24 protein-coding genes and 3 pseudogenes are annotated in these 24,713 nt (G+C 36.2%); 4 read left to right on the top strand and 23 right to left on the bottom strand.

The genetic code is table 11. From position 1 onward, the window contains the following. Positions 1–275 precede the first annotated feature (275 nt). On the top strand, positions 276–932 hold the full coding sequence (locus tag AC3WOM_RS19995; protein ID WP_427549517.1) for a hypothetical protein: 657 nt from the start codon (positions 276–278) through the stop codon (positions 930–932). Between the two features lie 37 nt (positions 933–969). On the opposite strand, the gene AC3WOM_RS20000 is transcribed toward AC3WOM_RS19995, so the two are convergent. Further along, on the bottom strand, positions 970–1,650 hold the full coding sequence (locus tag AC3WOM_RS20000; RefSeq protein ID WP_492448087.1) for a KinB-signaling pathway activation protein: 681 nt from the start codon (positions 1,648–1,650) through the stop codon (positions 970–972). A gap of 152 nt (positions 1,651–1,802) precedes the next feature. On the opposite strand from AC3WOM_RS20000, the gene gerD reads away from it, so the two are divergent. After that, the gene (gene gerD, locus AC3WOM_RS20005) at positions 1,803–2,408 is read left to right on the top strand and encodes a spore germination lipoprotein GerD (RefSeq protein ID WP_492448088.1); all 606 of its coding nucleotides are present in this window, start codon (positions 1,803–1,805) and stop codon (positions 2,406–2,408) included. Positions 2,409–2,462: 54 nt separating this feature from the next. Here gerD and AC3WOM_RS20010 read toward each other — a convergent pair whose 3' ends face one another. From AC3WOM_RS20010 to AC3WOM_RS20035, 6 genes and pseudogenes are all read right to left on the bottom strand, one after another. After that, positions 2,463–3,518 (bottom strand): P-loop NTPase, encoded by a 1,056-nt coding sequence (locus AC3WOM_RS20010; RefSeq protein WP_492448089.1) that lies wholly within the window; start codon positions 3,516–3,518, stop codon positions 2,463–2,465. Between the two features lie 72 nt (positions 3,519–3,590). Continuing rightward, positions 3,591–4,304 (bottom strand): N-acetylmuramoyl-L-alanine amidase, encoded by a 714-nt coding sequence (locus tag AC3WOM_RS20015; protein WP_492448090.1) that lies wholly within the window; start codon positions 4,302–4,304, stop codon positions 3,591–3,593. A 184-nt stretch (positions 4,305–4,488) separates the two neighbouring features. After that, positions 4,489–5,439 (bottom strand): DUF4822 domain-containing protein, encoded by a 951-nt coding sequence (locus AC3WOM_RS20020; protein WP_492448091.1) that lies wholly within the window; start codon positions 5,437–5,439, stop codon positions 4,489–4,491. Positions 5,440–5,675: 236 nt separating this feature from the next. Continuing rightward, positions 5,676–6,503 (bottom strand): annotated as a pseudogene (locus AC3WOM_RS20025) (DUF4822 domain-containing protein); the annotation flags it as partial. A gap of 369 nt (positions 6,504–6,872) precedes the next feature. Continuing rightward, complete coding sequence (locus AC3WOM_RS20030; protein WP_492448092.1) at positions 6,873–7,925, bottom strand: hypothetical protein; 1,053 nt, start codon at positions 7,923–7,925, stop codon at positions 6,873–6,875. Then, positions 7,915–8,412 carry a sigma-70 family RNA polymerase sigma factor gene (locus AC3WOM_RS20035; RefSeq protein ID WP_492448093.1) on the bottom strand — a complete coding sequence of 166 codons (498 nt, stop codon included), beginning with the start codon at positions 8,410–8,412 and terminating at the stop codon, positions 7,915–7,917. Before AC3WOM_RS20035 ends, AC3WOM_RS20030 begins: the two co-directional genes overlap by 11 nt. 525 nt (positions 8,413–8,937) lie before the next feature. Between AC3WOM_RS20035 and AC3WOM_RS20040 the strand changes: the two genes are divergently transcribed. Next, entirely contained in the window at positions 8,938–10,890 is a 1,953-nt protein-coding gene (locus tag AC3WOM_RS20040) for an ABC transporter substrate-binding protein (RefSeq protein WP_492448094.1), read from the top strand. A 653-nt stretch (positions 10,891–11,543) separates the two neighbouring features. On the opposite strand, the gene AC3WOM_RS20045 is transcribed toward AC3WOM_RS20040, so the two are convergent. After that, the gene (locus AC3WOM_RS20045; protein WP_492448095.1) at positions 11,544–11,708 is read right to left on the bottom strand and encodes a hypothetical protein; all 165 of its coding nucleotides are present in this window, start codon (positions 11,706–11,708) and stop codon (positions 11,544–11,546) included. Next, positions 11,708–14,764, bottom strand: a complete 3,057-nt coding sequence (locus AC3WOM_RS20050) for a hybrid sensor histidine kinase/response regulator (RefSeq protein WP_492448096.1) — start codon at positions 14,762–14,764, stop codon at positions 11,708–11,710. Before AC3WOM_RS20050 ends, AC3WOM_RS20045 begins: the two co-directional genes overlap by 1 nt. 963 nt (positions 14,765–15,727) lie before the next feature. Between AC3WOM_RS20050 and AC3WOM_RS20055 the strand changes: the two are divergent. Continuing rightward, positions 15,728–15,904, top strand: a pseudogene (locus AC3WOM_RS20055) (tyrosine-type recombinase/integrase); the annotation flags it as partial. Positions 15,905–16,005: 101 nt separating this feature from the next. Here AC3WOM_RS20055 and rpsI read toward each other — a convergent pair. From rpsI to AC3WOM_RS20125, 14 genes and pseudogenes are all read right to left on the bottom strand, one after another. Continuing rightward, a complete protein-coding gene (gene rpsI, locus AC3WOM_RS20060; protein ID WP_004233744.1) occupies positions 16,006–16,398 on the bottom strand; it encodes a 30S ribosomal protein S9 in 393 nt (130 codons plus the stop codon). A 25-nt stretch (positions 16,399–16,423) separates the two neighbouring features. Beyond that, entirely contained in the window at positions 16,424–16,861 is a 438-nt protein-coding gene (gene rplM / locus AC3WOM_RS20065; RefSeq protein WP_370043864.1) for a 50S ribosomal protein L13, read from the bottom strand. Positions 16,862–17,040: 179 nt separating this feature from the next. Continuing rightward, positions 17,041–17,781, bottom strand: a complete 741-nt coding sequence (truA, locus tag AC3WOM_RS20070; protein ID WP_492448097.1) for a tRNA pseudouridine(38-40) synthase TruA — start codon at positions 17,779–17,781, stop codon at positions 17,041–17,043. A gap of 13 nt (positions 17,782–17,794) precedes the next feature. Beyond that, entirely contained in the window at positions 17,795–18,592 is a 798-nt protein-coding gene (locus AC3WOM_RS20075; protein ID WP_427549210.1) for an energy-coupling factor transporter transmembrane component T family protein, read from the bottom strand. Then, entirely contained in the window at positions 18,589–19,461 is an 873-nt protein-coding gene (locus tag AC3WOM_RS20080) for an energy-coupling factor ABC transporter ATP-binding protein (protein WP_492448098.1), read from the bottom strand. Before AC3WOM_RS20080 ends, AC3WOM_RS20075 begins: the two co-directional genes overlap by 4 nt. Further along, entirely contained in the window at positions 19,437–20,282 is an 846-nt protein-coding gene (locus AC3WOM_RS20085; RefSeq protein WP_492448099.1) for an energy-coupling factor ABC transporter ATP-binding protein, read from the bottom strand. The genes AC3WOM_RS20080 and AC3WOM_RS20085 overlap by 25 nt, the downstream gene beginning before the upstream one ends. Before the next feature lie 624 nt (positions 20,283–20,906). Further along, positions 20,907–21,287, bottom strand: a complete 381-nt coding sequence (gene rplQ, locus AC3WOM_RS20090) for a 50S ribosomal protein L17 (RefSeq protein WP_012296051.1) — start codon at positions 21,285–21,287, stop codon at positions 20,907–20,909. Between the two features lie 57 nt (positions 21,288–21,344). Beyond that, on the bottom strand, positions 21,345–22,289 hold the full coding sequence (locus AC3WOM_RS20095) for a DNA-directed RNA polymerase subunit alpha (RefSeq protein ID WP_004233733.1): 945 nt from the start codon (positions 22,287–22,289) through the stop codon (positions 21,345–21,347). Positions 22,290–22,428: 139 nt separating this feature from the next. Further along, a complete protein-coding gene (rpsK, locus tag AC3WOM_RS20100; RefSeq protein ID WP_004233731.1) occupies positions 22,429–22,818 on the bottom strand; it encodes a 30S ribosomal protein S11 in 390 nt (129 codons plus the stop codon). Between the two features lie 25 nt (positions 22,819–22,843). Continuing rightward, positions 22,844–23,209, bottom strand: coding sequence for a 30S ribosomal protein S13 (rpsM, locus tag AC3WOM_RS20105; protein ID WP_004233729.1), 366 nt, complete (start codon positions 23,207–23,209; stop codon positions 22,844–22,846). Positions 23,210–23,233: 24 nt separating this feature from the next. Further along, complete coding sequence (rpmJ, locus tag AC3WOM_RS20110; RefSeq protein ID WP_000868344.1) at positions 23,234–23,347, bottom strand: 50S ribosomal protein L36; 114 nt, start codon at positions 23,345–23,347, stop codon at positions 23,234–23,236. 37 nt (positions 23,348–23,384) lie between these two features. Beyond that, positions 23,385–23,603, bottom strand: coding sequence for a translation initiation factor IF-1 (gene infA, locus AC3WOM_RS20115; protein WP_004233690.1), 219 nt, complete (start codon positions 23,601–23,603; stop codon positions 23,385–23,387). Between the two features lie 86 nt (positions 23,604–23,689). After that, positions 23,690–23,758 (bottom strand): annotated as a pseudogene (locus AC3WOM_RS20120) (hypothetical protein); the annotation flags it as partial. Positions 23,759–24,016: 258 nt separating this feature from the next. Further along, the gene (locus AC3WOM_RS20125; RefSeq protein WP_427549205.1) at positions 24,017–24,670 is read right to left on the bottom strand and encodes an adenylate kinase; all 654 of its coding nucleotides are present in this window, start codon (positions 24,668–24,670) and stop codon (positions 24,017–24,019) included. Positions 24,671–24,713: the final 43 nt, after the last annotated feature.

A 24,713-nucleotide genomic window follows, 5' to 3' on the forward strand; every position in this document is an offset into this window, starting at 1 on the left:
CATAAAAGAAATTTGATTAGCTCAAATTGTTTTGCTGGCATCAATTTTGATGTCCAAAATTTTTGTTTTGTTCACCAACAGAAGCTAGCTACTAAAAACTTTATTGATTACGTTTTGCTTGTTCAGTTTTCAAGGTTCATTTTTTAATTTGTCGCGTCATCTCTTGGCGACTTATACATAATAACATCGATTATTCATGAAAGTCAACACTAAATCATAAGTTTTTTTAAGAAGCTTATTTTTCTCTTTAATATTTTAGAAACGAGGTTGTTGTGATGGTTCGTAAAACGTTGATTTCATTGCTTTTCATCGTAATACTATTTGTTTTTATAAAACCGATAAACTCAACTATGATTTCTGTGTTTAATATCGCTGATGCTCCAGCAGTTGTAACAAAAGGACATTACGGTACATCCCTTGTTGTCGAAATTACTTTCTCTGATGAAGCACTAATGGACTGGCTTAACACTGTGAAAGAGCCTTATCCACTCTTATTGTTAGATGCCGCATGGATTAAACGATCACCAGAACAATTAAAAATCATTCAAAAGCGAAAACTGCCTACAGGATTATTGGGACCAGAGGATTCTATAGATGAACCTATTAATATGACAGCCATACAAAAAGATATCGCTATTTACGAAAAGTATTTAAAAGAATCACCACTTTGGTTTGCCACTCGCAATCACCAATATTCTCAGGATTTACAAAAGAACTTATTTCAACAGCAAATAAACATACTTTCTCCCTCTTTAATTTGGAAAGGAGAAAAAACACCTAAAATACAAAAAGGCGATTTTATTTTCATCACCTTGCATCAAAACAATTCAATTACATTCAAGGATATTAATATTTTGCTACAACAAAATAAATTTATGTCGATTGAAGAAAATATATTTGGGTATAAAGTTCAAACTAAAAAATCACCATAAAAAAAATGCCTCCAAAAATCAATTGGAGGCATCTTTATTATGCATTTGCGTTTTTTGCTTGTTCTCTACGTGCTTTACGGCGTGCTTCTAACTTTTGACGATCTTCATCGGATTTTGCATTATATTTAGGTAATACTAATAATTGATAGGCGTTTACAGCAAGTAATGGAAATAGTAACAAAGCAACATACTCGTTAATATTTTCATCACGTCCCATTAAAGCAATTGTCCATTCCAACGTTGTAATGACAATCATAAAAAATAATGCGGAAATTAAAACATGCTTTTTCCCCGTCAATTTTACTTTTTGAACGGCTGTTGCAACTGCTCCAAAAATTAAAACAATTAATAATCCTAAATAAAATATCCAGCTTTGTCCTTCTTTAATACCTGGGACAAAGCGGAAGAATATAACGTCAAAAATAGTAATAACAATTAATAATAACTGAACCCAATTCCACAGCGTCAGTGTTCTAAAAATGTTAACCCCTACTTGATGGAGTGTTAAATAAGCAAAGAATCCTGCTTGTGCAATTACACTCATCGTAAATCCTAAAAAGACCATCCATAAAAGCCCTGCTATAAATTCTCCCCAATGACCATTTGTTATGTATGGTTGAAAGAAGTCCCATCTTATAAACAAGCTACAAATTCCGTTGACAGCGCCTCCAACGAGCATTGCAAAAAAGAAAAACTTTGCCCAATTTCGTATCGTCACAACTAAAAGTCCCCCAATTTCTACAATATATCTGTATTTATTTTAACAATGCATTGTTAAAAAAGCTATTTCTCATCCTAACCAATACATAAAGTCATCGTAAATGTGAACAATAATTGAAAGAGTCTATCTATAGAAAGGACTGATGATTAATGCGAAAATTTACCCTATTACTAGTTCTAATGCTTTTTCTTTCTGCCTGTTCACAAGATAAAACCTCTACCATGTCCTATGATGAAATAAAAAAAATTATGATTGACTCTTTACAAACTGAGGATGGTAAAAAGGCTTTACGGCAGCTTTTAGAGGAGCCAAGCTTTCGCGAATTATTGATTTTGGAGCATGAAGAAGTAAAAAAGGCTACTGAGGAAACCTTACTTTCTAAGGAGGCCGAAGATTTTTGGAAGAAAACATTCGAGGATCCAAAATTTAAAGAAACTGTCGCTAAAAGTATGCAAAAGCAGCAACAGGATATTATGAAAGAATTAATCAAAGATCCCACTTTCCAAAAGGATATGGAGGCTTTCTTTGGACAGCCCGATATGCAAAAGCAGTTAGAAACGATTCTAAAGTCTTCCAACATGAGAAAACAAATGGAGGAAGTCGTAAAAGAAACGATTGAAAGCCCACTTATGCAATCAAAATGGCAGGAGCTTATTAAAAAAAGTGGTGGTGAAGCAACTGCATCTTCAGGAAAAGGCGAGAAAAAAGAAGGTAGCGGTGCAGGCACTAACAAGGAGCAAAAAAGTAACCAGTAATTCCTTTATTTTAAAAACGGATTTCCTCATTAACTTAGGAAATCCGTTTTTAATTTATTTATTTAATTTATTGATCATTTTCGTCGCGATATCTAAATAAATTTGCCCTGTTGGATGTTTTTCAGCATAAACAGAAGGTGCAAAATCTTCTTCTGACCAGTCAGGTTGACCAAGAGGGATTTGTCCAAGTAATTCTGTACGTAGTTCTTCAGCCAACTTTGGTCCTCCGCCTTGACCGAATACAAATTCACGATCACCTGATTTTGACTCGTACCATGCCATATTTTCAATAACACCTAAAATTTCATGTTCTGTTTGTAGAGCCATTGCACCTGCACGAGCCGCAACGAATGCTGCTGTAGGATGTGGTGTTGTAACAACAATTTCTTTTGATGAAGGCAGCATTTGATGAATATCTAGAGCTACGTCCCCGGTACCTGGTGGTAAATCAAGTAACAGATAGTCTAATTCGCCCCATTCTACATCACGGAAGAACTGATCTAACACTTTACCTAACATTGGTCCACGCCACACAATTGGTGCATTGTTTTCAACAAAGAAGCCCATTGAAATCACTTTTACCCCGAAGCGATCAACTGGGAAAATTCGATTATCTACAACTTTCGGCATATCGGTAACACCCATCATATCTGGCACGCTAAACCCGTAAATATCTGCATCAATTAAGCCCACTTTTTTACCAAGTCGAGCTAATGCCACAGCAAGATTAACGGAAACCGTAGATTTTCCTACACCGCCTTTACCTGATGCAATGGAAATAACTTGTACTGTGCTAAGAGGAGATAAAATATCCTGAGCCTCAGACTCAGTAGCTGTTCCACGGAAGCCTTGTAATTTTTCTGCCGATAGCTCCTCAAAGCGAATGCCTACAGTATTTGCACCCGCTTCCTTCAAAACTTCAACTATTTTCATTTGTAATTGTAATTGTTCAGGTGTATTTGTTTTAGCAATCGCAATTTTTACACTGACATGATTTTTTTCTTCTTTTATTGATACGTTAGTAATTCCATCTGTTTCTGCAAGTGATTTATGTAAAAATGGATCTTGTAGTTGTCCTAGTATTTCTCGTATTTGTTGTTCAGTAATCACGACGAACACTCCCCTTATATTATCTCAATGTTAGTATATCATAATGATTTGATTTACGTTGTAGATGTTGCTCTATTCAATTTTAGCTAATAAATAGGCTTCTATACCTTCAACAATGGCATCTCCCATTTTTTCTTGGTATTTTTTATCGGTTAAAAGTGCACGTTCCTCATCATTGCTGATAAATCCAGTTTCCACAAGTGCAGCAGGTACTTCAACTTTTTTCAGTAAATATATTTGTTTGATAGACAGTGCTTCTCGGTCAGTATTTTTTAAATTTGTACGTATAGATTCTTGAATGCTTTTTGCTAATAATTCACTTTCAGCATGTCCTTCTTTATGATAAAACACCTGTGCTCCACGCCATTTTGTCTCTGGAATAGCATTTGCATGAATTGTAATAAAAATATCTGGATTTTCTTTTTCAACAATATCCTTTCTTAAAAAGATATCCTGCTTTTTTCGTTCCCGCATTGTACCAAACTTCTCTGACGGCGCATGCTCCTCGATAACATCTCCATCCTGTGTTCGCGTCATTATAACCATTGCGCCTTTTTTCTTTAGCTCTTTCTCGACATACTGAGCAATTGCAAGTGTAATATCCTTTTCAATCACTTCGCCCTTTGAAGCTCCTCCATCCTGACCCCCATGCCCCGCATCAATGACAATCTTTTGACCACCAAGTGGGTCTGGTAAGAAGAAGTTACGGTCTGAAGCATTCGTTTCATATGCCACAACCACTATACTCATTAGCATAATTACTCCTAGTGCAAGCCAGCGCTTCACCCATATCCACCACCCTTTTACATTTAGTGTACGACGTTAGTGAGAGAACTATGCCAGAAAGTGAAAAAAACACTCAGTATTAAAATTGAGAGTTTGATTTGTAATAGATATTTTTCAAGTAACAATAAAATGGCATTAGTCCAATTACAATTTGAGAACTAATGCCGTTACTTGAGGAATAAATCTATTTTTGTGTAAATTCAGGTTTAAACTTACCTGTATAAGGTTCATGCTCTACAAATATTGTGATATCCTTTCCATCTTTGTCTTTACCCGTTCTTAAATAAGTGAATTTCTTGTTATTAAGTTCAGTAATTTCAAGGACAGCCCCATATTTATTTTCACCTATTGAAACATGTGCTCTTAGCTTATTTCCATGGAGAACATTAAAGAAACCATAATCAGCACGGCTTTCACCTGTTTCAGGATTGAAAAATTCATATTTATTCGTATCAGCATCATATTTAGCTATACTAATAAAATTTGAATTATATTGTGTTAAATCATTTCCTTCTGTATCTAATACAACTGTTCCCTGCCATAGTGTATCGGCTAAAATTTTATCGCCATCCACATCTTTAACAATAGTTCCTGTGGAATTTTTTAAAGCTTTATCTTCTTCAGTAAATGTAAGTTTTTTATCTTTATAAGGAACATGCTCAACGAATACCTCTACATCGTTACCATTTGTATCTTTCCCCATCCTTTTATACGTAAATAAATTTTGAGTTAGCTCCGTAATTTCCACGATAGCTTGATAATTTTTCGATTCAGAAATTAATATTCTTTGCTTTCCATCATTCGTGATAAAGAAAATCCCCTTATCATCGCGACTTTTTCCTGTTTTTGCATCAAAAAATTCGTAACGAGCTGAATTAGTATCGTATTTTGCTAGGCCAATAAAATTAGAATTTTCTGCGGTTAAATCTTTCTTATTCTTATCGTAGACTTTTGTACCCTGCCAGTTTGTGCTACTAAGAATATTGGCATTCGCTTGACCTTTCGTCATTTCAACCTGCCTTTGCTCTGCAGATTGCTCAGTTTTTACTTCCTCTTTCTTTTTTACATCTTGTTTACTCTGACACGCAGCAAGCAATGCCATCGTTGCAAGAGATATTATTAATAGCTTTTTCATACATTGACCTCCATTTTATATATTCAGTTACTTCAAAGTCCTCTAAGAAATAACAGCTTAAAAGCAGTATCAGCCATTTCCACGTAAAATACACATTTTACTCAGCCCTTAATTATTAGGCTTGGATATATTAAAAACCTCGCCACTAAGCTGACGAGATTATAAATTAATTTCTTCTATCCAAAAACAGCATTAGCCCGTAAAGGACTAACGCTGTTTATTACTAAGGAGGAAATTTATTTGAGTGTGAATTCAGGATTATATTCACCTTCATATGGTTCATGCTCAACAAATACAGTTACTTCATTTCCATCTTTATCTTTACCCATTCTTTTATACGTAAACTTCTGATCGTTAAGCTCTGTGATTTCAAGTGCTACACCATATTTATTGTCGCCAACTGAAACGTGGGCTCTAATTTTATTGCCATGGATAATATCAAAGTAACCATAGTCTCCACGACTTTCTCCTGTTTCAGGGTTGAAAAATTCATATTTATTTGTGTCTGCATCATATTTTGCGATACTGATGAAGTTCGTATTAAATTCAGTTACATCATTCCCAGCTTCATCTAACACTACAGTCCCATGCCACAATGTCTCTGCTAAGATCTTATCACCGTCCACGTTTTTTACAATATCACCTGTAGTAGCATCTAAAGTTTTATCAGCATCCGTGAAAGCAAGATCCTTATCATTATAAGGAACATGCTCAACAAAAACTTCTACATCGTTGCCTTCCTTATCTTTACCCATTCGTTTATAAGTAAAAATATTGTCGTTTAACTCTGTTATTCCCACAACAGCTTGGTAATTTTTTGAATCAGAAATTAAAACTCTACTTTTCCCATCATTTGTAACAAAGAATGTTCCTTTATCATCGCGGCTTTCTCCTGTAGCCGCATCAAAGAATTCATAGTGACCTGTTTCAACATTATATTTAGATAGACCGATAAAATTCGCATTCTCAGCTGTTAAGTCATTATTATCTTTATCGTATACCTTTGTCCCTTGCCAGTTTGTACTACTAAGAATGTTAGCCATTTCTTGTCCTTTTGTTAACTGTGTATTATTTTCGGTTGCGGCACTCTCTGTTTTTACTTCTGCACTTTCTGCATCATTTTCCTTTACAGGCTCTTTATCCTGACAAGCTGCAAGGAGAGCCATTGCTGCAACGGATACTATTAATAGCTTTTTCATTTCTATTTACCTCCATATTTTTATTATTAATCAGTTACTCCAAACCCTTTTATTGAGGCTTGATGTCCCATTGACAATAATATTAATATTGAATGTTAAACTCCCTCTAAATAATTTCTTAAAAAAATATAAACTTATCCAAAAATAATTTTAATAAATACTTCTTATTACCTTTAATTAAAAAAAGCCATCTATTTTGAATAAAAATCTGTCAAAATAGATGGCATTTATATGTTATTTATATTGCAATTTTTGAATTAATTCGTCTCCCCATTCCTGCACCTGTTCTTTGCTAATGATAAAGCCTTTATCACCAGAGCCAATGACAATATCGTCACCATACCAGACAGAATAGTTTCCGTTCATTGTGATTAATTGTATGTCGGGTTCTTTTGTCTGTGAAATATTTTGCCAAGTCATTTGTTCAAAAAAAATGCTCAATTTCTTCTGTATGGCTGGTATTGTTGTAGATTTATTTGTTGTTATCTCTGTAATATTTTGGCTTACCGCAAAATACTTAATTACTGTTTTTGTTGTAAATCCTGTCAGAAAACTGTTTTGGAGTAACACTTCGTCACCAGTTTTTAATGTTAATTCATCACGTATTGGCATAATAATAAGTTGTTCTTCTAACAACCTTTTTTTATCCATTAATGCAAGAATTCGTGCATTTTTTCCTTCATATAAGACAATGGCATGAATATCGACTGCCACTTCGAAACTCATATCTTTCATATGCTCTTCTTCAGCTGCATCAAGGAGGAGTAATTGCTCATGAATTACTTGATGAAATTCTGGATACATTTTATAGTGAGGTAGTAACGCCTCACGTACAAGTTGAACCTGTGCAATCAATGTTAGATATTGTTCTTTGTAAGCCTCTTTTGTAATACCCTTTCTTTGTAGGATTTTATCAAAAGAACTCGGTAATTCAGCCTCAAAGGATGTAACCAGTTTTTTCACGTCCTGTTTACTTAGCTTTACACCTTTACGTTTCCCATATTTTAAAAGCAATAAATCGTTACGATAACGTTCAGAATGGTCGGCATCATCTAATAAGCCATACATATTTAGAGTTGTTTCTGAGAAGCCGTGTACATATTCATCACTTTGTCGTTCAACGAATATTAATATTATTAATAGTAAGATCAAGCACCCAGATACGAGCCGAGGTATTCGAGAGTGCTGTTTTTTTGGTAATTGTAGCACAGCTTTCCTTACGCGAGATTTGCTCTCTTGTAAATCAGGTGTTGCTTCAAGCAAACTTTTTTTGATTTCACTCTTCATATAAATCCTCCCATTCCCCAGATAATATAGGTCGAAGTTTTTCACGGGCTCTTCGTAATCTTGTGCGGATTGTACTTTCAGGCTGTTTTAATAGTGAGGCGATATCTGCTGTATGTAATTCCTCATAATAATAAAGAATAATCACTTCTCTGTATTTAATGGGTAAAGATAGAACGACTTCTCCAATTGTTGTTTGCAATTCCTTTTGTACCAGACTGTCTTTTTGTAAAAAAGCAAGTAAGGGAAATTGTTCTTGGAGTTGAATCTTTCGATACGACCAGCTTTTTAAATAATCTTTACTGCGGTTTATGGTTATTTTTGTTAGATAGGAACGTAATTGCCCATTTTCTTCATAATTGCTCTGCGAAAACTTGATAAAAACATCTTGTACAATATCTTCTGCAGCATGTAAATTTTTTGTATAGTAATAAGCTATACGTAATAAATGTTCACTATAATCATCTACTATCTGTCGCAAATCCAGCACTATCACCCCTTCATCTATATAAACGAGCCTCACGCATTGTGCGATTCAAAACTTTTACTATGGTAATGTGAACATGCTATCTTATTAATTAAAAAGAAGCCCTTTTAGAATTAGATTAATTCCAAAGAGCTCTATACCTTGAGATTCTATGAGAAAAAATTGATGGCGTTAATTTAAGACTACTGGTCACTGCAGCTTTCTCCATAATCATACCTTCTAAAGATTTCTTAATTCCCTATTTCTCTATTTTGTCTCACATCAAGTCCCATTTATTCACCAATAAAATACATAATAACTATAAAACATCAGCCTAAATTTTTTAATAAAGTGTATACTTTTTGGGTCTCATTTGTTATATGTATAGTCCTATACCTATTCCCCATCACTTGATTGACCCTTCCTCCACATTAATATTCAATTTTGTATAGTAATCTAAATGATTATCAATTTCAAATTTCAGTGTATATTGCAATTTCATTTGAGAATCATTATCATCTTAAACAAAGATATATTTGGGGTGAAATTATGAATTGGAATGAACAAATCAAGCTGTGGAATATGGCTACTGTTCGAATTTTAGATATTCGCCATCATGTTATATGTGATGGGCAGGATCTATGCAACTACAAACTTCCTACCAATGTATTTCTGTTTGTTGTTAATGGTAATGCCTTTGTACGAATAGATGAACATAAATGTTATGTAAAGCGACATCATTTGGTTCATGCAGGTAAAGGGACGAAGATGGACATTCTGCCTGCTAGAAACGAGTTCTCATATTATATTATTTATTTCAAAGTAAGTAATTCAGATGTGACTGTAAGCCCTTCTGCTAAGCATTCAACGAATCAGTTACTAGAACCATTACATCTATTTTATCATGTTGTCCTCCAAGAACCTGGAGTTCTATATAATAACATTCGAGGATTATATGAAGAATGGGGAAAATGTGATGAATTAAGCAAAATCCGTTCGAAATCATTGTTCTATGAATTTATTTACGAGTTATTCAATCTCCTGCAAAACTCTACAGACAAAGGCAAACCTTCTAAACTTATTGCCTATGCACTCAATTATATTCATAAAAATTACCACGAAGTTATTACGATGAGGAAGTTAGCTGATTTACTCGGTTGCAGTGTTAGTTATATGCACAGATTGTTTAAAGCAGAAGTCGGGGAAAGTCCAAATGATTATATTATTGGCATACGATTAGAACAAGCCAGTCAACTTTTATTGACTACTCAGCTAAGTGTAGGAGAAATAGCTTTCAGCATAGGATATTCAGATATGTATTACTTTAGTAGATTGTTTAAAAAGCAGTTCGGAGTATCTCCGCTTCACTTTCGTGAAAGAAGGTTTGGTCACCAAGGTCTACATCTTAATCCATCTAAATCTTCACTATTCTCCATTGTTCCAGTATCTTCGCTTTCTTATAATGAAGGTGCAAAAGAAATTGAGAACCTTTCTCAATCAGAAGGAGAGATACAATTGTTAATTACAAACCGTACAAAAACTACCCTGGCTTCACTAATTCTTGTTTGTGTGTCAATACTTATAAGTGGATGTCAAGCAAATAATGGTAAGCCAAGCTCGGAAAATGATCGAAATAACTCAATAACAGCTGTAAATAATAAAGGAGAGGAAGCTTCTAGAACTAAGATTTATAAGCATATTGATGGTGAGACCGAAATTCCATTGGAACCAAAGCGAGTATTCACCGATGTAAAAGTCGGACAATTAATGGCATTGGGCGTCCAGCCAGTCGGCAGTTCTAGTTACCCTTTACAAACTGGATTTATTGCTGAAAATGATATTGAAGATGTTGGTATATTTCCATTGAATCTCGAGAAAGTAGCTTCTCTAGAGCCAGATTTGATTATTTTGACAGAAGCTTGGCGAGATGGTGGGGGATATGAAGCATTTAGTAAAATTGCTCCAACAGTTATTATACCAAATCACTCAGAAAATCTAGCAGATGAACTGCGTATGTTTGGTGAAATTTTAGGCAAGGAAAAAGAGAGTGAAGAGTGGCTTAGTAAATTTGAAGAGAAAGTCGCAGCTGCTAAAGAAAAAGTAGACGCTATCATCAGTAAGGACGAGACTTTTACAATATTAAATGTACGTCAGGACGCCTTTCTTATTTACGACGATGTGAATATGGGTGGAAATATTATTTATAAGTATTTAGGTTTAACACCGCAAGAAAAAGTACAGGCTGAAGTGCTAAATGGGGAAGTTTGGGAGATTTCAGCTGAAGTCATTCCTGAATATATCGGCGACCACTTATTTATCGCAACGAATAAAGATGGAGAAGATTCGCTCAAGGAAAATGAACAGATTTGGGCGAGTACGGCAGCTGTTCAAAATGGTAAAGTATATCATATTAATTTTGATCAATTCCTACTCAATGATCCGATTAGTGTATTACATCAACTGGATATGATAACTGAGTTAATCTTAGAGAATAATAGGTAATAGATAACGGGGCTGCGAAAAAAATTGCTTAACTAATTTTTTGAACAGTCCTTTCGTATTTTTTTAGATTTACTTACAAGGTTTTTCGAAGTATATACAGTTTTTTAGCCGCTTCCAATCTCCTTTCATTTAAATATTATTGTAAACTTTTACGTTCACACTTTTTAAACAATCGACTTAACTGGCTTCTACTTATAGGAAACATTTCTACAAATGTCTGTATAGATATCGGTTCAGCATAATGTTCGTTCAAATACTGCATAGCAAGAGCTACATAATCTTGTTCAAAGCCCCAAACCCCATCTCCCTAATATCACGGTAAGTTTCATAAACAAGTTGGTATATTAGTGCTTTAGCATATATTTGATCCTCTGCTGTATCACCTGTCCTATGTTCATATAGTTTTTGAACTTTATTAATTGACGAAATTGGATTTCTTAATGAAAAACCATAGAGTTGTGAGAAAGGATCTACTTTTTCCCGCAAACGATGAAGATCCCTTTTATAACTTCAAAAATTAAAAAAGACCCTTTCCACATAAGTGAAAAGAGCCTTGAAACGCTGATATTAACGTTTTGAGAACTGAGGTGTTGGATATTTAACTAGTAACTTTTTGGCAACTTGCAACCTATGAACGTCAATCATCTCCATATCTAAAAAAAAACGACATCTACTCGCTCTTTTTCAAAAAAAGCAAATGCATCCCTTACATTTGTATATGTACCTTTAATGCAAATCGTAAATTGTGTAAGCTTTTCTAGCATAATTCTTAACACATCTATTGCCATTTCTTCATCATCAATTATGACTATATTCACTATGCATCACCTTCTGGTAATAGAATAATAACAGTAGTTCCTTTACCTTCTTCACTATATATACGAAAACTGGCATTTCTAATAAGCCTAAATTTTTTCAACGGATTCGTAAATCCAATACGTGAGTTTTCTTCATTTACTAATCGTTGCAACTTTTCTTCTGAGATACCGACCCCATTATCATAAATTTTAATACGTATAAATTGACCTTCTCGTTGCACACTCACCTCAATAGTACCACCTTCTTTTTTCTTCGAAATCCCGTGAAAAACTGCATTTTCAACTATAGGCTGAATTGATAATGCTGGAATCAAAGATTGAATGGACTCATCAATATCATACACAACTGTAAGACGATCACCAAAGCGCATTTTTTCAATATAGAGATATGCTTTTACAAGGTCTATTTCATCTTCTATAGAAACCATGCTGTTACGATAATGGACATTCAGCTTGGCACGGAAATAGGTTGCTAAACTGTATAACGCCTCTCGTGTATTTTCTATATCTGTATAGCTTAAGCCGATAATAGTATTAAGTGTATTGTAGACAAAATGAGGAGTTACTTGCGCATATAAATAATTCATTTCATCCTCAATCGCATCAATGGAAGATTGTCGAACTGCTAGTAATGATTGAATACGCACTAGTAATTCATCCATCGCAATCGGTTTTGGCAGATAATCATTTGCCCCAACTTGTAAAGATAACACTAAATCTGAATGCTGCATAATTGCTGTTAAAACAATAATCGGTAATTCCAACATATCGTATTGCTTTCGTACTTGTTTGCATAATTCATAGCCTGACATACCATTCATCATTAAGTCGACTAACATGCAATCTACTTTATGTTTCTTTATATAATCCATCGCATCAAACCCATTATCTACCCCAATAATGGTATAGCCTTTTTGAATTAATGCGTCCACTAGTACTTTTATATTCACATGATCATCATCAACAATGAGTATGGTTTTGTCATTACCTTTATGCAATAATGGTAAATTTAGCTGTAGTATAGTATTTTCTGCTCTATTGCCCATCTGTTGTTGTGTTTCAATATCTAGTTTTTCGAGTGTGGCAAGTGGCACCGTAAAAGTAAAAATTGTTCCAACACCTAATGTACTTGTTACATGAATTTCCCCATTTAACTGTTCTACTATATTTTTTGAGATACTTAATCCTAACCCAAGTCCCCCACTTTTTTTACCTTTCTTTACTTGATAAAAGGAATTAAAAATTCGATCTAAGTCTTGTGATGGTATACCAATTCCAGTATCGCTTACTTGTATTTCCATATAATCATTACGTACACTAGCTAAGACTGTAATTTGTCCATGTTTTGTATGTTGCAGAGCATTATAGAGTAAATTATAAAGCACTTGTTTCAATCGTAATTCATCTGTATACATATGGGGTAAATTAGAATCTACTGCACTCATTAATCTTATGGATGTATCACTCGACATTAAACTACGAATTTCCTCAATTACTTCATCAATTACGCTTATCGGAACAACACGAGGGATAACACGAACTTCTCCAGTCATATGATTCGAAGAAATCAATAAATCCTCTACTAAATAACCTAAACGTTGCGCGACATTATGTATTAAAATGATATTTTCTTGTTGCTCACGCTTTAAAGGTCCTTGTACACCTTCCATTAATGATTTGGATATATTTAAAATACCATTTAAAGGCGTACGTAATTCATGAGACGTTTTCAATAAAAACTCATCCTTCATTTGATTATGCATCAATAGCTCTTCTGATAACGCTTGAACTTTCTTAAAAGATGTATTTGCTCGGAAGCTAAGCAGAGATGCAAAACTATATAGTGTAAAAATAAACAATAATTGTTCACTATAAACCATAGGTATATCAAAAATGTAATACATTACTATTAAAAAGGTATAACAAGTAAGAGATACTAAAAGAATTAGAATATAACGTGAACCTTCTACACCTTTCATAAGCACACGTAATAGCACAAACACATTATAAAGCCCAACAGGAATAAAAATTACTGCAAAGATTATTTGTGAAAGAACTAGATTTTCTATTGGTATAATCATACTATTTTTTGTAATCGGGTTGTAAATCCCATAGATAAAAAAAAGTAAACCTAACAAAATACTAATAATATAAATCGCTTTTTTCCTCATAAACTCCGGATACAAATAATAGAGAAAAAATGCTAAACAAACATCAACAAGTGGTAAAATCCCTAATTGTAAACGTATTTGTTCATTTATGGTTAAGTATGAAAAAATAATGAAAAATATTTTTTCATTATTAAACGACATGTACAGTCCGAATAATATAGTGAATAACCCCAAAAACAATTCTTCTTTACGCTTCCGATTTTGACTATACGATATAATATAAATCGCACCGAATACAATATAACCAATACATACAAACGATCCTGCTAAAATTTTCATGCTAAAATCTCTTTGAATAGCTTCTTTTGTTCCAAACTCAATAGGAAAAGTAATACCAGCTTTTGGATAATTATAATTTCCGACATGAATTACAATATCAAGCATTTGATTCTCACTTTTTCCAAACACCGTATATTTATCATCATTTTCGAACTTAAAGTCCTTTAAGGTTTCACTCGGATTCCCCATACTACCTACATCTTCTCCATTTATGAAAACACGGTTAGATTGGCGAATTGAACGAATGTATAATCCATATTCCCCTTCAATTGGTACATTTATCTTAACATGATATGTTCCTACAGTAAGTCCTTCTTCATTTGGTTCTACAAAACTATTCCAAGTAGCTGGCACCTCAATTGGTATTTTCTCGCTCTCGTACGCGTCAAATGAATCACTTGACGATATTAAGATATTTGGATAGAACGACCATTCTCCATCTAATTTTAAAATAGTATTTTCTTGTAGTTCTTTTTCTTCAATCGTAACTATCCCATTCTGCGCAATCCGCTGACTACTACTAACAAAATAATCTCCATTGCCAACAAAAAATACGATAATAAATAGCATGATAATGGTCACAGTAATGCCAATATTTTTTTTCACTATCACGCCTCCCCTACTTGAACACAATTATGTCTAACATCAAACTATCAGTTTGTTAGAATTAAATCCATTATGCAATATGACTTTCACCTGTATTTCTAATATCGGTCCCCTTACGCATCCTATCATAGGTCTGTTAAACAAATTCTGAACAAACCATATTGTAAATGCATCGTCTAGTATGGATTACTATCACTGATTTTAAGTTATTATTATCACTTCACTCTTTTTAAATATCCAAGCAGGCTAAGGAAATCCGTAGCCTACTTGTTGTTTAGTTAGATAACTGCTCTGCACTGTCTTCATTTATATAATACGAATGATTTTTCGCTGCTTCTTCAATCTCTTTAAATGCCCAGTGCGTTGCTTTCACATCTGGGAAGCTTGGCGTTGTAACACCGTTTAATTGTAGTAGGGTTATACGTATATATAGCGAATAAAATTGAAATTAGTGGACTTCTAAATTTTGTTATACTTTATATTGCTCTTACATTGGTTACTTTTTTATTTCAAAAAATTGAAGAGAAAAGTAAAAAAGAAGAGTAAGAAAAAATCATTATGGTTTAGAAAGCTATTTTTGGAAAAATTTAATTTGAATAATTTCTTAGGCTGTAGACAAAGTCAAAATCTGAGTTTGCCTACAGCCTTTTTTCATTTAAAATAAAAATTTATTTGAAGCACTTAGCAAGGCGATTAAGCCACTTGATTGATTGGAATGATGTTTGGATAGATTGAACATTAAGTGACCCTCGTAAGTGTCTCATAGGCTTCTCACATGTATCTACAAAGTAGTGGTGAGATTCTTAATATTTTAATCCATTCTTGCTTCAAATCTCTTTTCCCTTTATTCTTTTGCAACGTATGATCGATCTCCAGCGCTTATTTATTTTAAACTGTTATTAAATGAGAATGAGCATCATAGGTATGTTTTTATTTTCATTCTTTCTTTGATAGAAAGAAAAATATAATTTTAGACATACACATGCCTCATTATTGTTTGAAACGGGAGCAAGTTTAAAAGATGTACAGGCAAGGCTTGGTCATAGTGATATTAAAACTACGATGGATATTTACACACATGTTACACAAACAGCACGTGAAAAACTAGCGGATCAGTTTCAAAATTACATTGATTTTTAATCAAGGGGTATTAATGGGGTATTATTTTTGTTATCAACGTAAAAAAAGCTCCTCTCAGGTAAACCTGAGAAGAGCTTGGAAACGTTGATATAACAACGATATTAACGTTTTGAGAACTGAGGTGCACGACGAGCGCCGCGTAGACCTGGTTTTTTACGTTCTTTCATGCGTGAATCACGAGTAAGTAATCCAGCAGATTTTAATGCAGCACGGAAATCTGGGTCTACTTGAAGTAGAGCACGAGCGATACCGTGACGAACAGCACCAGCTTGACCAGTGTATCCACCACCGTTAACGTTTACGTGGATATCATAGCTTCCTGTAGTTTCAGTAGCTACTAATGGTTGTTTGATTACTTCACGTAGTGCAGCGAATGGTACGTATTCTTCGATTTCACGTTTGTTGATAACAATTTTACCTGTACCTGGTACTAAACGTACGCGAGCTACAGAGCTTTTACGGCGACCAGTGCCGATGTATTGAACTTGTGCCAAAGTAATATCCTCCTCTTAATTTATATTATCCGCGAAGCTCGTATGCTTCTGGTTTTTGTGCAGCATGTGGATGCTCTGTTCCTGTGTAAACATTTAGCTTACCGAACATTTTGCGACCTAAAGAGTTTTTAGGAAGCATTCCTTTAACTGCTAATTCGATCATTCTTGTTGGGTACTTGTCTAGCATTTCACCAGCAGTACGAGTTTTTAAACCACCTGCAAATTGAGTGTGGTGACGGTAAAGTTTACCCTCTAATTTGTTACCAGTTAAATGGATTTTGTCAGCGTTGATGATGATTACGTGATCACCCGTGTCAACGTTTGGTGTGAATGTTGGTTTATGTTTACCACGTAAGATTGCAGCTACTTCAGAAGCTAAACGTCCAAGAGTTTGGCCTTCTGCATCAACTACTAACCATTTACGGTCTACTTCGTGACCTTTAGCCATGAATGTTGTACGCATGTATATATCCTCCTAATCGATTCGATTACCGTTATTTTTCATTAAACTACACTATAAGTTTTCGGGGCTTATTTGTGGTGGTAATGAAAATACCATCTGTTATCATATAATGAATGACTTTTAAAGTCAAGCAATTTCATTAAACACCTGGTGAAGTTGTTCAGAATTATAGAACATCACTAATAGAACACTTTTTCTAAGTATAACCCTTGTGGCGGTGCGGTTTTTCCCGCTTTATCACGATCTTCTGAGGCGATTACAAGTGCTACATTGTCTATAGCACGTCGACCTACCCCAACCTCCCAAAGTGTACCTGCTATAATACGAACCATATTATATAAGAAGCCAGTGCCTTCAATCACCATATGAAGCTCTTCCCCATGCCATTCAAATAGTAGTGATGTTATTGTGCGTACTTTATCCTTCACACTTGTATTCGCTGCACAAAAGCATGAAAAGTCATGTGTTCCAATTATAGCCTTTGCTGCCTCCTGCATTGCATCCACATTGGGTTTGACACCATTTGTCTCAACCGTGTAATGTCTGCGAAATGGGCTTTGGACATGCTCACAAGACCAAATATAGCGATAACGCTTCCCAGTCACACTGTATCGTGCATGAAAGTCATGTGCCACTTCCTCTACTGACAATATACGAATATCTCTAGGAAGCTGCACATTTAAAGCCTTACTATACTTGTCAATTGGAATGGCGAGTGGTGTATCAAAATGCAATGTTTGTCCAGTTGCATGAACTCTCGCATCTGTACGGCCGCTTGCGGTAACCTTTATCTTTTCCCCTTTATGCATAATGGCAAGAACACGCTCAAGCTCGGCCTGAACTGTCCGCTCTCCAGGCTGTACTTGGTAACCAGAAAAATGTGTTCCATCATAGCTAATAATTATTTTTAATCGTCGCATAAAGCTAACTCCTTTAACTTCTATAGAAGAATAGCAATACAGCTATTGCTACTAATAACACCAGTGCAAATGTGTCACCCATATCCCACTTAAGCTTACGATATCTAGTACGTCCCTCTCCTCCACGGTAGCCCCTTACTTCCATAGCAGTTGCTAAATCCTCCGCCCGTTTAAAGGCACTGACAAAGAGAGGAACTAGCAATGGGACAACTGCTTTAATACGATCCGTTATCGGTCCTGAGGATAAATCTGAGCCACGTGCCATTTGAGCCTTCATAATTTTATCTGTCTCATCCATTAACGTGGGAATGAAGCGCAATGAAATAGACATCATCAAGGCTAACTCATGAACAGGCACTTTTAATGCTTTTAATGGGTTCAGCAGTACTTCAATACCATCTGTAATTGAAATCGGTGACGTTGTAAGTGTTAAGATAGATGTCATAAAGACCAATACTAGAAAACGTACCGAAATAAATATCCCTTGCCGAATTCCTTCTTCGTAAATTTTAATAAACTTCCAATCAAAAACCAGAGCTCCTTCCTTTGTCATAAAGATATGGAGTAAGAAGGTAAAGGCCATTAAAAAGAGTACTGGCTTTAAACCGTTAATTAAAAAATACAGACGAATACGCGACACGAAGACAATGAGTAAGGTAAAAGCTAGAAGCATAGCATATGTCGCTATATTATTTGCTAAAAATACGATAATAATGAACGCGAAGACAAAAATTAGCTTTGAACGTGGATCAAGCTTATGAACAGGAGAGCTTCCTGGTAAGAAGCGTCCAAATATCATTTTTTCCATCATGATTCTGCACGCTCCTCTCGTAGCATTCGAGCAACTTCAGTAGCGAGCTCTTCTTCCGTTAAACATACTTTTTGGAAAGGCTTATTCATCATTTGCTCGATTTTTTGCTGAAAGCGTACAATACGAGGAGGCTCTAAGCGGAAGTTCTTTAATGTCTCCACATCTTTAAAAATTTCTTGAGGTGTACCACTCAATACGTTTTTTCCTTCATGCATAATAACAATATTATCTGCATAACGAGCTGCGTCCTCCATACTATGCGTAACTAGGATTGTCGTAAGCCCTCGTTCCTGATGATGCTTATAAAACATATCCATAATTTCTTTTTGACCACGAGGATCAAGCCCAGCCGTTGGTTCATCTAAAACAATTACTTCTGGCTCCATGGCTAATACACCTGCAATTGCCACTCGTCGCATCTGTCCACCTGATAAATCAAAAGGTGATTTTTCAAGTACGGTTTCTGGTAGACCTACTAAGCCTACAAGTTCCTTTGCACGTGCTTCAGCCTCTTGTTCTGAGACACCGAAATTCATAGGACCAAACATAATATCCTTTAGCACGGTTTCTTCAAACAGCTGATGCTCTGGAAATTGAAACACAATACCAACCTTTTGACGAACGGCCTTTAAATCCTTCGCCTTTTTGCCAGCTACAACAATCCGGTCTCCTATATGTACTTCCCCAGAAGTTGGTCTTAGAAGTGCGTTAAAATGCTGAAGAATGGTTGATTTTCCGGAGCCTGTATGCCCGATAATTGCTTGATACGTATGTGATGGAATTTCAAAATCTACATCGAATAATGCCCGTTTTTCAAAAGGTGTGCCTTGTGCATAGGCATAGCTTACTTGTTGAAGTTTGATGTCCATAAATCATTCACCAACTCTTCTTCTGTCATATGTTGTCCCATTAATGGAACACCTTCCTTTTGCAATAACTTTGATAGCTTCATGGCAAATGGTAAGTCAAGTCCTAGCTCAACTAGCTTGTCCCCAAGTGCAAATATTTCTACAGGTGTACCCTCAGCAAATTTCTTACCATCGTTCATGAAAAGAATACGATCCGCAAGCATTGCCTCTTCTAAATCATGTGTGATGGATAATACGGTTAACCCAGTTTCAGCACGCAAAGTTTGAACTGTCTGTAATACTTCACCACGTCCCTGTGGATCTAACATAGACGTAGCTTCGTCGAGGATCAGAAGCTTGGGCTTTAACGCAAGTGCACCTGCGATGGCAACGCGCTGCTTTTGTCCACCTGATAAGTGATGGGGCTCATGATCTAAAAAATCACTCATTTTTACTTGATCTAGTGCTGCATGAACACGCTTCACCATTTCTTCAAATGGTACACCATTATTTTCAAGAGCAAAGGCTACATCGTCCTGCACAGTCGCTCCAACGAATTGATTATCTGGATTTTGAAATACCATCCCCATCTGCGAACGGCTCTTCCAAAGATTCTCTTCGGTTAATACTTCGAGTAATATACGTACATCGCCCTGTTGTGGATATAACAATCCATTCATTAGCTTTGCAATCGTAGATTTACCAGAACCGTTATGACCCACGATAGCAATCCATTCACCCTCCTGTACTGCAAAACTTACATTCTCCACAGCATTATGGCTTTCATTATCTTCTGGTGTATATGAAAATGTCACATTATTTAATGATAAAATTTCAGGCATTTCTAGAACTCCTCTCTACATGCTCGGCTCTACTAACTAACTTACACTGTTTTATGTATGAATTCTACTACAATCATTATGTCGATAAAAGAAAATTGATAAAACCACTTTCACCAAGTTATTTTAAGAAATCACTCAGAAATTCTTATCCCACTCTTTTACACCTATTGAGCGGAACATGCTATCTTTTAAGAGCCTCTACCATAGATTGCCCACTTCATGTTGAATGGTAAATCCTAGACCCATATATTAAAAAAAGCACCACAATTTGGCGCTATCTTACATAATAAAAAAGCGCGCACCTCATTCAATAGAAATGCGCTAGTCGTTACATTTACAAGAAACATGGATGCTCAAATCCTTGTTTCCACGAATGAGGTGCGGAGAGCTAAACGAGACGCCACACAACAGTGCCCGCTCATCATAACGCTCAGCTTAATTATTTGTCGTATAAATCATTTATAAAGAAAGAGGGTGGTGATTCCACCCTCTTCACCACTTGTCTTCTCTTATGAATCAATTATGCCTCGGCATAATTGCGTCCGGAATCAGCTTTGCGCCTGCACAAAGAAATCCTTTGCGATTCCGTGACATCCGCCGGAGGCTTTAACTTCTTTCAAGAAGTTAAACTAATTCAATCACAACAACAGGTGCACCGTCACCACGACGAGGACCTACTTTAAGAATACGAGTGTAACCACCTTGACGTTCTGCATAACGTGGTGCAACATCATCAAATAACTTTTGAAGTGCAAATGAAGTTGTTTCGTTACCTTCTGCATCAGTAGTTGTTACTAGTTCACGACGGATGAATGCAGCAGCTTGACGGCGTGCGTGTAAATCTCCGCGTTTACCTAAAGTAATCATTTTTTCAACAGCTTTACGTACTTCTTTAGCGCGAGCCTCAGTAGTTTCGATACGCTCGTTGATGATTAAATCAGTAGCTAAGTCACGTAACATCGCTTTACGTTGAGAACTTGTACGACCAAGTTTTCTGTAACCCATGGATGTTTCCCTCCCTTATAAAAAAATATCTGATCTTGTAAGTTTTGTTTAAATCGCTTAGTCTTCTTTGCGTAATCCTAAACCAAGCTCTTCTAACTTCGCTTTTACTTCTTCTAGTGACTTACGTCCAAGGTTACGAACTTTCATCATATCGTCTTCTGACTTGTTCGCAAGCTCTAGTACTGTGTTAATACCAGCGCGTTTCAAGCAGTTATAAGAACGAACAGAAAGATCAAGTTCTTCGATAGTCATCTCTAAAACTTTTTCTTTTTGATCCTCTTCTTTTTCGACCATGATTTCAGCAGTTTGTGCCTCATCAGTCATGCCAACGAAGATGTTAAGATGCTCGGTTAAAATTTTTGCTCCGAGCGAAATCGCCTCTTTCGGACCGATGCTACCATCTGTCCACACATCAAGAGAAAGTTTATCGTAGTCAGAAGACTGACCTACACGAGTATTTTCCACTTGGAAATTGACGCGTGATACTGGAGTGTAAATAGAGTCGATCGGGATCACGCCGATAGGAAGATCCTCACGTTTGTTTTGATCAGCAGGAGTGTAACCACGGCCGCGTTGTGCATACATACGCATACGTAAATGACCGTTTTTAGCGATTGTTGCAATATATAGATCTGGGTTTAAAATTTCTACGTCACTGTCATGTGTAATGTCAGCAGCCGTAACTGTACCATCGCCTTTTACATCAATCTCAATAACTTTTTCTTCGTCAGAGTAGATTTTAAGAGCAAGTTTTTTCACGTTCAAGATAATTGAAGCTACATCCTCTACCACGCCTTCTACAGTTGAGAATTCGTGAAGAACACCGTCAATCTGAATTGAAGTGACAGCAGCTCCTGGTAATGAAGACAGAAGGATACGACGTAAAGAATTACCCAAAGTGTTTCCATATCCGCGTTCAAGCGGTTCTACAACAAACTTTCCATATTTGGAATCTTCGCTGATCTCCACCGTTTCAATCTTTGGTTTTTCAATTTCGATCATTTCATTTACCCTCCTTCAAAACATCGAATGTATAGGTTCTTTCCATCATAGATTCGATCGTCAATGACGTATCGTTTATTATCTGCACAAGACAGTCTGTACAAAAAATGATGTTCTCATACAATATGAGACGCACCCATTACACGCGACGACGTTTTGGCGGACGGCAACCATTGTGAGGAACTGGAGTAACGTCTTTAATAGCAGTTACTTCTAACCCAGCAGCTTGAAGTGCACGAATTGCAGCTTCACGACCTGCACCAGGACCTTTAACAGTTACTTCCAACGTTTTCAGACCATGTTCAAGGGATGTTTTAGCAGCAGTCTCTGCAGCCATTTGAGCAGCGAATGGTGTAGATTTACGTGAACCACGGAAACCAAGAGCACCAGCACTTGACCAAGATACAGCGTTACCTTGCATATCTGTAATCGTTACAATTGTATTGTTAAATGTAGAACGAATGTGTGCAATACCAGATTCGATATTCTTTTTCACACGACGTTTACGAGTTTGTTGTTTACGAGCCATGTTAAGAAGGAACCTCCTTTACCAATTATTTTTTCTTGTTCGCAACTGTTTTACGAGGACCTTTACGCGTACGCGCATTGTTCTTCGTATTTTGACCACGAACAGGTAAACCACGACGGTGACGGATACCACGGAATGAACCGATTTCCATCAGACGTTTAATATTTAATGAAGTTTCGCGACGTAAGTCACCTTCAAGTTTGTATGAATCTAATTGTTCACGGATTTTGTTTAACTCATCTTCAGTTAAGTCGCGTACGCGTGTATCTTCTGAAATACCTGCGTCAGCTAATACTTTCTGAGCTGTAGTTTTACCAATACCGAAAATGTACGTTAATGAAATTACCACGCGTTTGTCGCGAGGAATGTCAACACCAGCAATACGTGCCATGTACGTTGTGCACCTCCTTCAGAATTATCCTTGTTTTTGTTTGTGTTTAGGATTTTCACAGATTACCATTACTTTACCGCGTCGGCGAATTACTTTACATTTTTCGCAGATCGGTTTCACAGATGGTCTCACTTTCATCTAACCTAACCTCCTTAGTAGTCCGGAGCGCAAAAGATTATTTAAAACGGTATGTGATACGACCGCGAGTTAAATCATAAGGAGATAACTCGATAGTAACCTTATCTCCAGGTAGAATGCGGATAAAGTGCATACGAATCTTACCAGATACGTGTGCTAGAATCACATGTCCATTTTCTAATTCTACCTTAAACATCGCGTTTGGCAAAGTCTCAACAACTGTTCCTTCGACTTCAATTACATCATCTTTCGCCATCTACTCTGTCTCCTCTCTATATGCAAATTAAAGTTCTCATCGTTACATCAAACGGATATCTGCTGCAACTATAGAAGCAACCTCGTTTCAACATATGTTTGGATTGTATGAGAGATGTTTGAAAGACGCTCGTCTGGTTTCGCTTCACACAATCCACGGAATCTACAGGACCAGCATAGGGCACTGAATCTCCCATGTTTACACGAATACCGGAATGTCTTGGATGAGATATTCATACCCGTTACACAGATGCTTCCACGAAACCCATTATACTCCTTTAAAAATAATGTTGCACTTTTTAAAAGAAATATATACCGGGCACAATATGCTTTTGCAACTCTCAAAAAATTATGTTTCGTTGTTGCTTCCGCATGCCTCCCGCGGAAGCAGTATTCTGCGCCCGGAGCCGGGTATCAGCTGCGGCTGCCCTGTAATAGAGCATCAAGATCAGCAAACACTTTGTTAATATCTTGCTGTCCATCTATATTAGTTAACACACCTTTTGCTTCATAGAAATCAAGTAAAGGCTGTGCTTGTTTCATATTTACGTCCAGACGGTTTGCAACCGTTTCAGGATTATCATCCGCACGTGTATAAAGCTCGCCACCATCTTTATCACATTTTCCTTCCTCAGCTGGAGGATTGAAAATTAAATGATAGGATGTACCACAAGTTTTACAAATACGACGACCTGATAGACGAGCGATTAACTCATCTCTTTCAACCTGAATGTTAATCGTATGTTCAATAGCCTTGCCTAGATCAGCAAGAATGCCATCTAAAGCTTCAGCTTGTGGAACAGTACGTGGGAACCCATCTAATAAGAAGCCCTTTTCACAATCAGGCTTAGCAAGTCGCTCACGAACAATACCAATCGTTACTTCATCTGGAACTAAAGCTCCCTGATCCATAAACGATTTAGCCTGTAAGCCTAGTTCTGTGCCGTCTTTAATAGCTGCACGGAACATATCGCCTGTAGAAATATGAGGAACCGTGTACTTCTCAACAATCTTATCTGCCTGTGTACCTTTACCAGCACCTGGCAGACCCATTAAAACGATATTCATAAGGAAATATTCCTCCCACAAAAGGTTTGCTGATTTCAGGAAA

Source organism: Lysinibacillus sp. FW301-JW8 (assembly GCF_058788755.1).